The 12,305-nt window shown below is 63.4% G+C and carries 10 protein-coding genes and 2 pseudogenes; 5 read left to right on the top strand and 7 right to left on the bottom strand.

Features of this window, described 5'->3' with window-relative positions; all coding sequences use genetic code 11:
• Positions 1–885, bottom strand: an 885-nt coding sequence (locus tag ABZE94_RS15505) for a CAP domain-containing protein (RefSeq protein ID WP_372876392.1), incomplete at its 3' end; no start/stop codon positions are given.
• A gap of 301 nt (positions 886–1,186) precedes the next feature.
• A complete protein-coding gene (locus ABZE94_RS15500; RefSeq protein ID WP_372876391.1) occupies positions 1,187–2,074 on the bottom strand; it encodes a CAP domain-containing protein in 888 nt (295 codons plus the stop codon).
• A 643-nt stretch (positions 2,075–2,717) separates the two neighbouring features.
• Here ABZE94_RS15500 and ABZE94_RS15495 point away from each other — a divergent pair.
• The gene (locus ABZE94_RS15495) at positions 2,718–4,874 is read left to right on the top strand and encodes a retention module-containing protein (protein WP_372876390.1); all 2,157 of its coding nucleotides are present in this window, start codon (positions 2,718–2,720) and stop codon (positions 4,872–4,874) included.
• Between the two features lie 97 nt (positions 4,875–4,971).
• Here the strand turns inward: ABZE94_RS15495 and ABZE94_RS15490 are convergent, their stop codons facing one another.
• Both ABZE94_RS15490 and ABZE94_RS15485 read right to left on the bottom strand, forming a co-directional pair.
• Positions 4,972–5,310 carry a hypothetical protein gene (locus ABZE94_RS15490; protein ID WP_372876389.1) on the bottom strand — a complete coding sequence of 113 codons (339 nt, stop codon included), beginning with the start codon at positions 5,308–5,310 and terminating at the stop codon, positions 4,972–4,974.
• Between the two features lie 386 nt (positions 5,311–5,696).
• On the bottom strand, positions 5,697–6,125 hold the full coding sequence (locus tag ABZE94_RS15485; protein ID WP_372876388.1) for a universal stress protein: 429 nt from the start codon (positions 6,123–6,125) through the stop codon (positions 5,697–5,699).
• 580 nt (positions 6,126–6,705) lie between these two features.
• On the opposite strand from ABZE94_RS15485, the pseudogene ABZE94_RS15480 reads away from it, so the two are divergent.
• A pseudogene (locus ABZE94_RS15480) lies at positions 6,706–7,005 on the top strand (peptidylprolyl isomerase); the annotation flags it as partial.
• Between the two features lie 508 nt (positions 7,006–7,513).
• On the opposite strand, the gene ABZE94_RS15475 reads toward ABZE94_RS15480, so the two are convergent.
• Positions 7,514–7,846, bottom strand: a complete 333-nt coding sequence (locus tag ABZE94_RS15475; protein ID WP_372876387.1) for a carboxymuconolactone decarboxylase family protein — start codon at positions 7,844–7,846, stop codon at positions 7,514–7,516.
• Positions 7,847–8,113: 267 nt separating this feature from the next.
• Here ABZE94_RS15475 and ABZE94_RS15470 point away from each other — a divergent pair, with 267 nt between their 5' ends.
• Positions 8,114–9,829: an SWIM zinc finger domain-containing protein gene (locus ABZE94_RS15470; RefSeq protein ID WP_372876386.1), complete on the top strand. Its 1,716-nt coding sequence runs from the start codon at positions 8,114–8,116 to the stop codon at positions 9,827–9,829.
• 274 nt (positions 9,830–10,103) lie between these two features.
• Here ABZE94_RS15470 and ABZE94_RS15465 read toward each other — a convergent pair whose 3' ends face one another.
• Complete coding sequence (locus tag ABZE94_RS15465; RefSeq protein WP_372876385.1) at positions 10,104–10,475, bottom strand: hypothetical protein; 372 nt, start codon at positions 10,473–10,475, stop codon at positions 10,104–10,106.
• A 320-nt stretch (positions 10,476–10,795) separates the two neighbouring features.
• Between ABZE94_RS15465 and ABZE94_RS15460 the strand changes: the two genes are divergently transcribed.
• Positions 10,796–11,053, top strand: a complete 258-nt coding sequence (locus tag ABZE94_RS15460; protein WP_372876384.1) for a hypothetical protein — start codon at positions 10,796–10,798, stop codon at positions 11,051–11,053.
• A 79-nt stretch (positions 11,054–11,132) separates the two neighbouring features.
• On the opposite strand, the gene ABZE94_RS15455 is transcribed toward ABZE94_RS15460, so the two are convergent.
• Positions 11,133–12,011, bottom strand: a complete 879-nt coding sequence (locus ABZE94_RS15455) for an EamA family transporter (protein ID WP_372876383.1) — start codon at positions 12,009–12,011, stop codon at positions 11,133–11,135.
• Positions 12,012–12,211: 200 nt separating this feature from the next.
• Between ABZE94_RS15455 and ABZE94_RS15450 the strand changes: the two are divergent.
• A pseudogene (locus ABZE94_RS15450) lies at positions 12,212–12,305 on the top strand (sulfite exporter TauE/SafE family protein); the annotation flags it as partial.

Here is a 12,305-nt window from a genome sequence, read left to right as displayed (position 1 = left end):
GCCGAACACCTGGGTCCAGTAGATGAGCGCATCGCTCTCGGGGTTCACCGCGTAGGCGGCGCCCATCTCGGTGAAGTCCGGGTTCATGATGTTGGGGCAGTGGGACGGGCTGGCCAGCCAGCCGGCTACCGCCTGTTTCGCACTGCCCTGCCCCGCGGCGAGGTTTTCCCCGATGCGCTGCCAGTGGTAGCCGGCATGCTGGGCGCGCACGCCCGCATGGCTGCCGCTTTTGTCGGTATGGCTGAAGTAATTGCGCGCGGCCATGTCGCGGCTGTGCGCCAGGGCGGAGCGGGCGAGTCGCACATTCCAGGTTAGCGGCGCTGCCGCGGCGAATGCCTGGCCTCCGCAGTTCCTGGGGGTGGCGCGGGCCTGGTTGACCTGCTGCAGGATCGCCCGTCCCGCCTGCTGCCAGTCGCCCAGGTCTGGGGATAGCAGCGGCTGTGCGAGGATCAGCTGCCAGGTCTTGCCCCTGCGCAACACGCCGATCTCGCTGTAGTGCGAATCCAGCAAGGGGCCGCAATAGCGCTGTTTGAGCGCAGACATGACGGCATTGACGCTGGTCGACCCCGTCAGGGTAATCACCTGCACCTTGTTCGCCTGATAGTCGGCCCGCTTCAGTTCGCGCTGCAATTGCGCCTCGGAAGTCACCAGCACCCGCGCCAACCTGCCGTCCGGCGCCAGCGGACCCAGTGAAGGGGCTTGCTGGCCACCGCAAAGTGGCGAGGCTTGGCGATACATGTTGATCAGCTTGAGCAGGGTTCGCGCCTCGGAGGCCTGCGCCGCAGGGACCGACAGCAGGGCGACCAACAGCAGTGCAACTGCGCGCAGAAGGCTGCGGCCAGCGTGTCGCCGGGGCTCGGACAAGGGTTCTCGTATCGCGGCCATGGTTTCTGTCATCACGTTGCGTGTATGCATGCTGCCTGCCCTGAACAAGCCAAGTGTAGACAACGCGACCCGCGAAAAGGCCTGAGAGGCGGTGAAAAAACTCGCGCCTACTGCGACTGCTTCAAACATCGGTAGTCCGTTCGGAGCGGCTTCGGAGCGCAGCGACAACCCGCCAGCTTTATGTCGCGCCGCTGAACCACGGTGCACTGCCTGCGGGTAGGGCGGCTCGGGCGGCGATCCGTTCGGAGCGCAGCGACAGCCCGCCAGTTTTATGCCGCCCCGATCCTCGGGCACGCGGCCTCTACTGCGGCGTGCCGAGCAGCAGCGTCCAGTAGATACCCGCATCGCTCTGCGGGTTCACCGCATAGGCACCGCCCAGCTCGGTGAAGTCCGGGTTCATGAGGTTGAAACAGTAAGTGGGGCTGGCCAGCCAGCCGGCGACTGTGTGTTCTGCCGTGCCCTGCCCCGCGCCGATGTTTTCGCCGATCAGTTGCCAGTCATAGCCATCGAGCATGGCGCGCGTACCCGCCAGGCTGCCGTCCTTGGCGGCGTGGCTGAAGTAGTTGTGCACGGCCATGTCGCGGCTGTGTGCCAGGGCGCTCTGGCCGAGTTGCTCGCTCCAGCGCAGCGGCGCTGCCGGGCTCAAGGTCTGGTCGCCGCAGCGTTGCGCTTTGGCGCGAGCGGCATTGACCAATTGCAGGATTTCCTGCCCCGCCACCTGCCATTCCGGCATGCCGCTGGGCAGAAATGACCGGGCAAGGATCAATTGCCAGGTATTGCCAGTGTGCTGCGCCCCGACATCGGCGTATTGCACATCCAGCAGCGAGGCGCAGTAGCGTTGCTTGAACGCCTCGAACGCGGCCTCCACGCTGCCCGGCCCGGACAGGGTCAGCACCTTGACCGTGGCCGGCTGATAGTCCACCCGCTGCAAGGCATCCTGCAGTTGCACACTGGGCGCCAGCTGCGCCCGGGCCAGACGCTCGTCAGGTACCAACGGGCCGGCGACCTCGGTTGGCTTGCCGGCGCAGGTCTGTGGCGCTTCGCGGTACCGGTTGATCAGCGCGATGAGCTGCTGGCTGTCGCTGGCGGACGCCGATGCGCCACCGAGCAGCGCGACTGTCGCCAATGTGAGCAAGGTCAGGCGGTTGCCGCACGAGCGGCGGCAGGTCGAATGTGCGGTATGGGGCATGGTTGCTGTCATCCACGTCATGGAACTTGATGGCCTGGGAGGGCAGCTAGGTAGCCGCGAATATTAGTAGCCTAGACCCTGGGTTCATATGCAAGGTCCGCGACAGCGGCTGGATGACGCTTTATCCATCCAGCCACCGCGATGACGGAGCAAAACAGCGTCACTCACCCTATCCGGCTCTCATCAGCCGGATAGGCTCCAGGGTAATCCGGGCTTGTTTGCCGGGTTGCGCCCGGCTTATCCACGCGGCGCAACCTGCCCTCGAGACAAGCGCGCAATCCTGTTGTGGCAGCCATCGCCGGGCCGCCCGCGCCCCGGGGTTTCAACGCTGGACAACAGCGCCAAGCCGCCCGCCACGCCCCCGCCGCTCATCGCCTCGGGCACCGGCCCAGCGCCCCTGTAAAGGCTCCGCGGGCAGGCAGCCAAACGCGCGGCCAAGCGCAATATCGATAGCCCTCCAACGGTTATAAATGAATGTTTCTTGAAAACTTTCTAAACCAATTGGTCAATTTGCTTGCCCAAGGAAGCAGTTCACATTGCCCAGGCAATACCGCTCGGAGCGGGTCTGTCTATTGCGCAGGGCTGAAAAGCTCGCGCGATTTCCACCCCCGACATGGGTATGACGGTTTCAAGGAGAGAATGCATGAGCCTATCCATAGGTGTGGTACGACAGGTTATCGCTGAGGTTTCGGTAGTCGGTAACGACGGCGTCCAGCGCCGTCTGGTTGAAGGCGATCGAGTGTTTCTCGGTGACCAGCTGGTTTCCGGGAGTGATGGCTCGGTGGCGATCAGTCTCGACCAGGGCGGTGAACTGACCATGGGCCGCACCAGCAGTCTGCTGCTCAGCCCGGCATTGCTCGCCGGCGATGTTGCCACCGACCCCGTGGATCCGCTGACCAGCACCGCGCAGTTGCGCGAAATCCAGGAACTGCAGCGCGCCATCGAGGCGGGTGAAGACCCCAGCACCAATACCGAAGCTCCGGCGGCAGGCGCTCAGGCGGGCAGCGGCGGTAGTGGCAGCGGTGGTCACTCGTTCGTCCTGCTGCAGGAGACGGCCGGCCAACTGGAGGCGCAAGTCGGTTTCGACACCGGGCCGCTGGCGTTTGCCAACCTCGATATCGACTTGAGCAGCCTACTGCCGGCCGCCGAGCCGGACGAGCCGAGCGCGCCGCCAGTGCCTCCGGTCGCTGAACCGCCCTTGCTGGTGGTCGGTAGCAACGCCGACGATATACCGGGCGCGACCACTCCCCATCTGCAGCCAAGCCCGCTGAATTCGGCCCCTGCCGGCATGCTGGTGGGCGGTTCAGGCAACGATGTGCTGATCGGTGATGGCGGCGGGACGCAGAGCCTGACCCTGCCCGGCAAGAACTACAACATCGCCCTGCTGGTGGACACCTCGGGCAGCATGGCCCGCGACTCGGGCTCGGGGGAGTCGCGCATCCAGCTGACCAAGGATGCCTTGAGCCATCTGGCCAACCAGCTGAAGAATCATGATGGCGTGATCAACGTGCAACTGCTGCCGTTCAACAGTGATGTCGGCGCGGTCACTACGCTCTACGGTCTGAATGCGGCCAACGTCGGCATCCTGCTGTCCGCCATCGACGCCCTGAGCCTGACCGGGCACACCAATTACGAGGCGGCCATGGCTGAGGCCAGCCAATGGTTCAACCAGCAGATCATCGGCGCTGGCGCGGACAGTGCCGGCAATTACGAACAACTGGCCTTCCTGCTCTCCGACGGACAGCCCACCATGTACCTGGATGAACAGGGCAATCCGGTGTTCGACACGGCCAACATCACCAATTTCCGTGACATCGACCAAGCCCTGCAGGCCGGCAGCGGCATGTTGCATGAAGGCATTGGTGGCGAGCAGATCCAAGTGCACAGCATCAGTATCGGCTCGGCCAGTACCTCGGCGGTGTTGGACCTTTTCGACAATACCGCGCCGAGCGGCACGAGTTCGGTGAACCTGCCCGACGGGACGGTAGTGACCGCCCCGGCCGGCAGCTCGCAGATCGTCCACAGCGCCGAAGAGTTGCAGGCCTTGCTCACTAGCGGCTCCACCAGTACTGGCGCGCTAGCGCTGGGCGATGATCAGCTGTCCGGCGGTGCGGGTGACGACATCCTGTTCGGCGACAGCTTGAACACCGACTTTCTCGCCTGGCCCGGGCACCCTGCCGGCAGTCACGACGGCCAGGGTTATCAGGCACTGCTCGACTACCTGCAGGCCGGCAATGGCGGCGCAGCACCGAGCCTGACCCAGGTGCGCGAGTTTGTTGTCGATCAGGCCTTCGACCTGGGCCTGACCAGCGCCCCAGGCGGCGGCAGCGATCTGCTCAACGGCGGCGACGGCAATGACATCCTGTTCGGCCAGGGTGGCAACGACAGGCTCATAGGTGGACAAGGCGACGACATCCTGATTGGCGGCAGCGGCCAGGATGTCTTTGTCTGGAATGCCGGCGAGCAGGGCCACGACCGCATCCTCGACTTCACCCTCGGTGGCCCCGAGGGCGATAGCCTGAACCTGCATGATCTGCTGGGTACCGAGGAATCCGGCGTTCTGGCCGATTACCTGAATTTCTTCGTGCTCGGCAGCGGCGGATCGGTCAGCACCCTGATCTCGATCAGTGCCGATGCCGGTGGCCCGCCGAGTCAGATGATCGAACTGTCCGGCGTCGACCTGGCCGCGCACTACGAAATTACCACCGGCCCCGGCGGCATGGTCAGCGCCGGCGCCGATACCACGCGAATGATCGACAGCTTGTTCGGTGACAACGCACTGCGCCTGGATACGATCTGAAGACGCACACTGGGACAGCCGCTCGGCACATCGAGCGGCAGCCTATCATGCCCATGCAGAGCATGGGCATGATAGGCGCCCTGCGGCCGTCCCCGGCTTAACCCAGCTGATCGATCATCACCGCGTTGGTATAAACCAGACTGCCGTCACTCAGCCGATGCCCGACCAGATGGAATTGGCCGCGCTCATCCTTATCCAGATACACCCGCCACTGGCAATCGGCCAAGGGGCCGCATTCATCCGGCGTACTCAGCTCCATCGTGGTCACATCGGCATCGACCATGGTTTCTGGCTCGTGAGTCTGCTGCAAGCGCTCTTCGGCCTGCTCCAGGCGCAAATGATCGGGCTCGCTGACATGAAAATGGAAGCGCCCCAGCGGCGTGGACTTTGTGGCGCCGCGGGCTTTGCACCAGCCTTCGATGGTCAAGGTGTTCATGGCAAGACCTCCTGAGGTGGATGCCTGGGAATAATCAGGCTCACTCATTTGATTTTAGACAATCGGCAAGGACAGATTGATCCGTTTATCCCGGGTCGGAGCCGGCCGCACAGATCTGCGCCGCATGAATGCCGCGCAAGCGCTGAACCGCTAGCCCTGGATCAGCACGGCACCCGGTAACGCGCCGCCACGAGCTCGCTCCAGGTGTTCGCGGCAAGGCGTCTGGAGGGGGGCGCAGGCATAGAGGGGCGGGCCGCACAGGTTAAGCGCAGTGATAGCCATCAAAGAAGACAGGACCAACAGCAGACGACATCGTCAAACAGGGCTGCACACCAGCCGGGGGGGGGGCACGACCGGCTGCGCGACCGGACTAGCCGACAGAGTCGCTACTTGACCAGTAGCACCGGCACCGGTACCTCTTGCACCACCTTGCTAGCCACCGACCCCATCACCAGGTTGCCCAAGCTGCTCATACCACGGGTGCCCATTACCACGGTGTCGCAGCCGTATTTCGCGGCCGCCTGGATCACCTCGGTCACCACATCACCCAGCACCTCATGGGACTGGCAGCGGATGTTGGCCGCCCCGAGCAAGGTCACGGCCTCGGCATTGATCACCCCTGCATACTCCAAGGCCGCAGTCTTGAACTGTTCGATCATGCTCGGCGAGCCGTGGTTGCCAAAAAAGCTGGGTTCGGTCTGCACGTTGATCACATGCACCGAAAGGTTCGGATTACTCCGAGCGAAATCCACCAGGTATTGAATTGCCCGCTGGGCGCTGGGCGAGCCGTCGAATGGAACCAGTACATTATTCATGGCGTTCTCCCGGCCGATGATGGCCGTGTAGTGATCGTGGCAAGCATAGTTCCAGATAGTCGCCTCAGCCCATTAACCTGCATCAAAGCTCTCGGAGGCTGTAAAGATATCGAGCGCCTTAGCGAGACCGTCTCCAGGTGTTCGCAGCGGGCGCCTGGAGGCGGTCGCAGTAGGCGAGCGTTTTTTCACAAACTCTCAGCAATCCCTCCCTGGTCAGCCGTCCAGGGCGATGCTCGCAGCGACCAGAGCCCCCCAACCCCAGTGAACACCAGCACGGCGATTCAGGGACGACGCGCACCGGCAAAGCGAGCGTGGCTCAAGCCGGTGAGAAACAGCATGCTCAGGGCAATCGCATCGGCAGCATGCAAAGAAAGCAGGCTGCGGCTCACCAAGCAGGACGAATGGCGGCGCCACCGCCAGGCTGGAGCGCAACACCAGCAAGACAACCGTCAAGCCCGCGCCAGCCGACAAGCTCATACATGCCCACTATCGTGCGCCTGAGCTGCTGCGCTGGCGACGCACGGAGCCTGGCCCGTCGTTTTAATAGCCCGCTGATTGCGGTAGTCTCTGCAGCTTATTTAAAAAGGAGCAATCCCCCATGGCCAAAGCCACTGCCCGTCACATCCTGGTTGCATCCGAAGCCAAGTGCCTCGAACTGAAAACCGCTATCGAAGGCGGTGCCGACTTCGCCCAGGTCGCCAAAGACAACTCCACCTGCCCGTCCAGCCGTAGCGGCGGCGACCTCGGTTCCTTCGGCCCGGGCCAGATGGTCAAGGAATTCGACACCGTGGTGTTCAGCGCCCCGATCAATGTCGTGCAAGGTCCGGTGAAAACCCAGTTCGGTTACCACCTGTTGGAAGTCACCAGCCGCCAGGACTGAGTGTCTGGATCGTACCTGTGCCAGGCACAGGTACGATCAACGCCCTCACCGCTCCAGCGCCCTATTGCACGTTGGCGCTGAGGAGCGAAGCCCAACGACATCAACTGTCGGACTTGCTGAACTCATCGACTCTAGACATATCGAGTGCCGTCGCCAGAGCGACTCCAGGTGTTCGCAAGGCGCCGCTGCGCGAAGCATAGTGCGGTCCGCTCGGTGATGCGTTCGGAGGTAGGGCGACCCGCCGGCTTTTGTGCCGTGCCGATGGTGCACTGCCTGCGGCGAGTGCCCCCCCCTGCGGATCGCGGATTGCTCCAGGTAATTGGTCGGGTCAGCGCGATCGGGGCTTTTGTAGGATGTGTTGAGCGCAGCGATACCCATCACAGATCACCCGACCGGCAGATCCGGGCGGCGCAGAACCTGGGACGATCCGGGCGGTGTTCCGTTCGGAGTGCAGCGACAACCCGCCGGCATCAGGTCGCGCCGGTCAACCCCGGATCACCGATTGCGGTTAGCCACCGGGCTTGGCCTTGCCGATCACATCATCCGCCCAGCTCAATGCCGCAACCACGGTCGGGAAACCGATGGTGCTGGTGAGCGAGAGCAGCGCGTGATGGATCTGCTCTGCAGTGGCGCCGGCCTCCAGTGCGCGCCGCACATGGCTGTGCACCGCGCCCTCGGAACGAATGGCTGCCGCGGCAGCCAGTTGCACCAGCTGGATGACCTGCTCCTCCAGCGGGCCGGCATTGCGTGCGGTCTTGCCCAGCGCCTCCACGGCATCGAAGTAATCCGGGTGCTGCTTCCTCAGGCGCTGATAGGTCTCGAGTTCTCTTTTCTTTTCCATGCGGGTCTCCTCGTGCTGGACGTGCGCCGACGTTTGCCGTTCGGCTCAGGCAAGGCGGCTTCACTCAGGGTAGTCGCCTGGCGCAAAGGATGACGGGTTACGGCGAGGCGGCCTGTGCGGCAAATGATTCTGACGCAGGCGGGATCCTGCCAAGGCGGATCTATAGCGACTGATGGTCTGGTCGCCATTCTGGGTGTTTCGCATGGCTGCACGTTGGCTAAAATACGCCGATCGGCCAACACGCCCAGCACAAGGTTCACCTCGAGCATGACCTCCCCCACCGCCCCGAGCCTCGACGAACTGCTCAGCCACGCCGGCCCGGTTACCGCCGAACGCGGCCTCGACTATTTAACGAGAGGTCTGGTCAGCGCCCTGGAGGTCGGCCCAGACGGCGCCCAGGCGTGGGTAAAAGGCAGCGAACGCTATCAGGTCAAGCTGAGCAAATCGGCCGAGCGGCTGGACTTCCGCTGCACCTGCCGCCACGGGGCGGACGGCAACTTCTGCAAGCACCTGGTCGCTGTCGGCCTGGCCTGGCTCGATGCGCTGGAACCGGGCCAGACCGAGGCTGCCACAGATCCCGACCTGGAAATCCGCGACTGGCTGAGCCGGCAGCCGCAAGCGGAGCTGGCCAGCCTGCTGTTCGAGATTGCAATGCGCGACAACGCTCTGCATCGCAGCCTGCGGCTCAAGATCGACCTCGGCAAACGCAGCAACGGCGCAAGTGACGGCGCCGCGGACTGGTACCGCGCCATCGACGAAGCGACCACAGTCGAGGAGTTTCTCGATTGGCGGCAGGCCTCAAGTCTTGGCGATGACCTGCTGACGCTGACCGATGCCCTCGAAGAGCTGCTGAGCCCCGAGAGCGGGGCGCTGCTTATCGAGCTGAGCGAATATGCCATTCCCCGCGTCGAACAGGCTCGAGAGCAAGTCGAGGAGCCTTCCGAGGAATTGGAACAGGCGCTGCAGCGCCTCAAGCATCTTCATCTGCACGCCTGCAACCTGATTAAACCCGACCCGGTCGAGCTCGCCGAACGCTTGTTTCAGCTGGAAATGGATGAAAACCTCGACAGCTTTTACAACTGCGCCAGGCAGTATCGGGAGGTGCTCGGCGACAGTGGCCTGGAGCATTTCCGCTGCCTGGCCCAGGCCGAATGGAGCCGGGTGTCGACACTGACCGCCACAGATCGGCCGCAGTACGGCGGTAACCGCTCTTGCATCACCCGCATCATGACCACCCTGGCCGAACTCGACGGCGATCTGAATGCCCTGGTCGCCATCAAGGCCCACGACCTGACAGCGGCCTACCACTACCTGAACATCGCCCAGCTCTATCAAGAGGCCGGCAATAGCGATATGGCGCGACACTGGGCCGAGCGAGGCATGGCCGCCTTCCCCCATAGAACCGACAACCGCCTGCGCGATTTCCTGGCACAGCAGTACCTGCTCTGCGGCCGTGATGAACAGGCCTTGCAATTGACCTGGGTGCAGTTCGACGAAGCGCCCTCATTGAACAACTACCAGAAGCTGCAAGGCCTGGCACAACGCCTGCAGCGCGCGTCCGAACAACGCCAGCGAGCCATGGCGCGGCTGACTGGGGCAACCGACAACAACCCGCAGTCACAGGCCAACGCACGCTCGCTATGCCTGGCGATTGCCCTCTGGGAGGAAGATCTCGATGCGGCCTGGCTGCTCAGCCAACAGGGCGACTGTAAAGTGGAGTTGCTCCACGACCTCGCACTCAAACTGGAAAGCACCCGCCCGACAGACGCCATCGGCCTGTACCGACGCATGCTCGAGCCGATTATCCAGCAGACCAACAATCAGGCCTATCAAAGAGCCGTCGACCTGATCCAGCGAATGGGCACACTGATGCACACCCAACAGCTCGAAGCCGCCTTCACTGCCAAACTGATCGAGTTGCGCCAGACCTACAAGGCCAAACGCAACTTCATCAAACTGCTCGATCAGCTGCCGCGCGCCTGAAACCTTGCTGCATCAGGCACCTGCTGCACGCACCCGCACAACCGCGCGACGCGGGGCGTCACCGCCGCTTTCGACGGAGCGTTGTCGCGCAGCAAACTGGGTGCGCAGGACCCGCCGTCGTAGGAGCGGCCGGGCGGCGTTCCGCTTCAGCCGCGAAGTTTTGCTGTGCCGCGAAGAATTCGCGGCTGAAGCCGCTCCTACAGAGGACGTAATAACACGTAAATTCAATGATATGCGGGTTGTTTGACGAGAGCAGCACGGCAAGTGCCTGCCCTCAATCGCGGCGATAATCGCGGTGGTTACGCTGGTCGCGGTAGCCACGATCATCGCGGTGGTGGCCGCGATCATTGCGGTAATAGCCGCGAACCTCGCGGGCCGGCACGGCCACGTAGCGCACCTGTCGTGGCGCGTGGCGGTAGCGATGATGCGGGTGGGGGCGCGGGGCGTAATGCACCGCCCGTTGCGGCTGACGGTAATCATGGCGATGGCGGTCGTCATGTGAATTATTCAACGTAGAGACCAGCAGCGCGCCGACTGCAACGCCGGCGATCACGGGGACGACGTCGCGTCGCTCGAAAGCGGATGCACTGCCTGCCGCGACAAGACAACCGGCCAGTAGTACGACCTTGGAAATTCGACTCAGCATAAGTACCTCCTGGTATTCAAGGGGACGTATTCCCCGACCTCCATCAAACAACGGATACGCGTCAGTTGAGGTCAGCCATGAGTAAGCCGAGGGTAAAGATTCACGGGGCACGCCCACGACCCAGGGCGATGCGCAGCGGTGCCGACGGAGCTCCTACGCGGCGACCTGGAGCCACCGGTTGCATGGTTTGACCGGGCCTGACAGCGGCCAGGGCGATTGCCGAAGCGAACTGAGAGCCCCCTCGATCAACGGAATAGGGCAACGCTGGATAGACAGGTATACTCGCGCCCCACTTTTCCCTCGGCCGCCGCGGACCTTCCATGACCAGCACCCACTCGCCTGCCCCAACGCTCGCCACTCAGGCTACCGATGGTGAACCCGCTACAGCCGCAACCAGCGAACCGACCGTGGTGAAGAAACCCGGCCTGGCAGGCTTTGCCTCGCTATTCTCCGCCGCTGCAGACGCCTCGGCCAGAAACGACGGCCAGGCCTGGCACCAGAAAGGCAACAAGTCCGCTCACGAAAAGAAGATCGGCCCGGCACCTAATGGCACCCGTCGTTCCATGGGCAAGCGCTAACGAGCTGACGCAGCAGGCGTCATCAAAGGTTGTGAAAACATCGAGCGCTCGCAGTAGGCGGGAGTTTTTTCACCACCACTCAGGCCAGGCGTAAGCGCCCGTACAGCCAGCCGCCGCAGACGTTGATCAGCAGCCCGAGCATGACCAGGAGCGCGCCTAGTACTTGCAGCGGGCCGAGGCGTTCGTCGAGCAGCAGCGCCGAAGACGTCAGCCCCACCACTGGTACCAGCAGCGAGAACGGCGCCACCTGGCTGGCCGGGTAGCGCGACAGCAGGCGGCTCCACAGGCCATAGCCGAGAATGGTCGCGCCGAAGGCCAGGTAGATCAGCACCAGGATCGAATTCAGGTTGATGCCGCGTAGCGCGGCCTCGATCACTTCGGGCCCTTCAAGAAACCAGGACAACGCCAGAAATGGCAGCGGTGGCACCAGGCTACCCCAGACCACCAGGCCGACCAGGTTCACCTTGCCCAGCTTGCGGGTGACTATATTGCCCAGCGCCCACATCGAGGCCGCACCAATGGTCAGGGCAAACCCGGCCATGGTCATCAGTCGGTCGCCCTGCAAGCCGATCAGCAGCAAGCCCCCCGCCGCCACCAACAAGCCGAACAGGTTGGCCAGGCGCAGGCGTTCGCCGAGAAACAGCGCGGCGAACAACAGGGTGAAGAACGCCTGGGATTGCAGCACCAGCGAAGCCAGGCCCGCCGGCATGCCCACCGACATGGCGTAGAACAGGAAGGCGAACTGGCCCAGCGAGATGGTCAGGCCGTAGAGCAGCAGCCAGCGCAGCGGGATCTGCGGGCGCTTGATGAACAGAATCGCCGGAAAGGCCGCGAGCATGAACCGCAACGCCCCCAGCAGCATCGGCGGCATGTCATCCAGACCGACCTTGATCACCACGAAGTTCATGCCCCAGACGATGATCACGACCAGCGCCAACAGCAGATCCTTGGGCGACATGGCGCTTCCTCATCATTGCAGGTGAGCGGCCATTAGAGCAGCCACGACAGATCGCCTGTATATACAGTCGCTCGACAAAACAGCCACACAGTCCGCCACGCGCCTCCTGCACGGAACCAGCTGGAGTAATCCCCGCAGCTGCCATTCAGCAATGGCCCGCCCTCTGCTAACCTGCGCGCCTCTCTGCTGTGGCCTGCCATATGAGCCTGTCTGATCTGCTCCTGTTTGCCCTCCCGGCGGTGTTCCTCACCGGGCTGTCCAAAGGCGGCTTCGGTGGCGCCCTGGGCGGAATCG

Origin of the sequence: Pseudomonas sp., assembly GCF_041601375.1 — a bacterium.
GTDB lineage: Bacteria > Pseudomonadota > Gammaproteobacteria > Pseudomonadales > Pseudomonadaceae > Aquipseudomonas.
This window is presented reverse-complemented; position numbering and strand designations above follow the sequence as displayed.

Excerpts from the sequence above, each read along its gene's own strand:
- ABZE94_RS15500 (WP_372876391.1), bottom strand. The coding sequence starts at position 2,074 with ATGCCCCATACCGCACATTCGACCTGCCGCCGCTCGTGCGGCAACCGC.
- ABZE94_RS15495 (WP_372876390.1), top strand. The coding sequence starts at position 2,718 with ATGAGCCTATCCATAGGTGTGGTACGACAGGTTATCGCTGAGGTTTCG.
- ABZE94_RS15490 (WP_372876389.1), bottom strand. The coding sequence starts at position 5,310 with ATGAACACCTTGACCATCGAAGGCTGGTGCAAAGCCCGCGGCGCCACA.
- ABZE94_RS15485 (WP_372876388.1), bottom strand. The coding sequence starts at position 6,125 with ATGAATAATGTACTGGTTCCATTCGACGGCTCGCCCAGCGCCCAGCGG.
- ABZE94_RS15475 (WP_372876387.1), bottom strand. The coding sequence starts at position 7,846 with ATGGAAAAGAAAAGAGAACTCGAGACCTATCAGCGCCTGAGGAAGCAG.
- ABZE94_RS15470 (WP_372876386.1), top strand. The coding sequence starts at position 8,114 with ATGACCTCCCCCACCGCCCCGAGCCTCGACGAACTGCTCAGCCACGCC.
- ABZE94_RS15465 (WP_372876385.1), bottom strand. The coding sequence starts at position 10,475 with ATGCTGAGTCGAATTTCCAAGGTCGTACTACTGGCCGGTTGTCTTGTC.
- ABZE94_RS15460 (WP_372876384.1), top strand. The coding sequence starts at position 10,796 with ATGACCAGCACCCACTCGCCTGCCCCAACGCTCGCCACTCAGGCTACC.
- ABZE94_RS15455 (WP_372876383.1), bottom strand. The coding sequence starts at position 12,011 with ATGTCGCCCAAGGATCTGCTGTTGGCGCTGGTCGTGATCATCGTCTGG.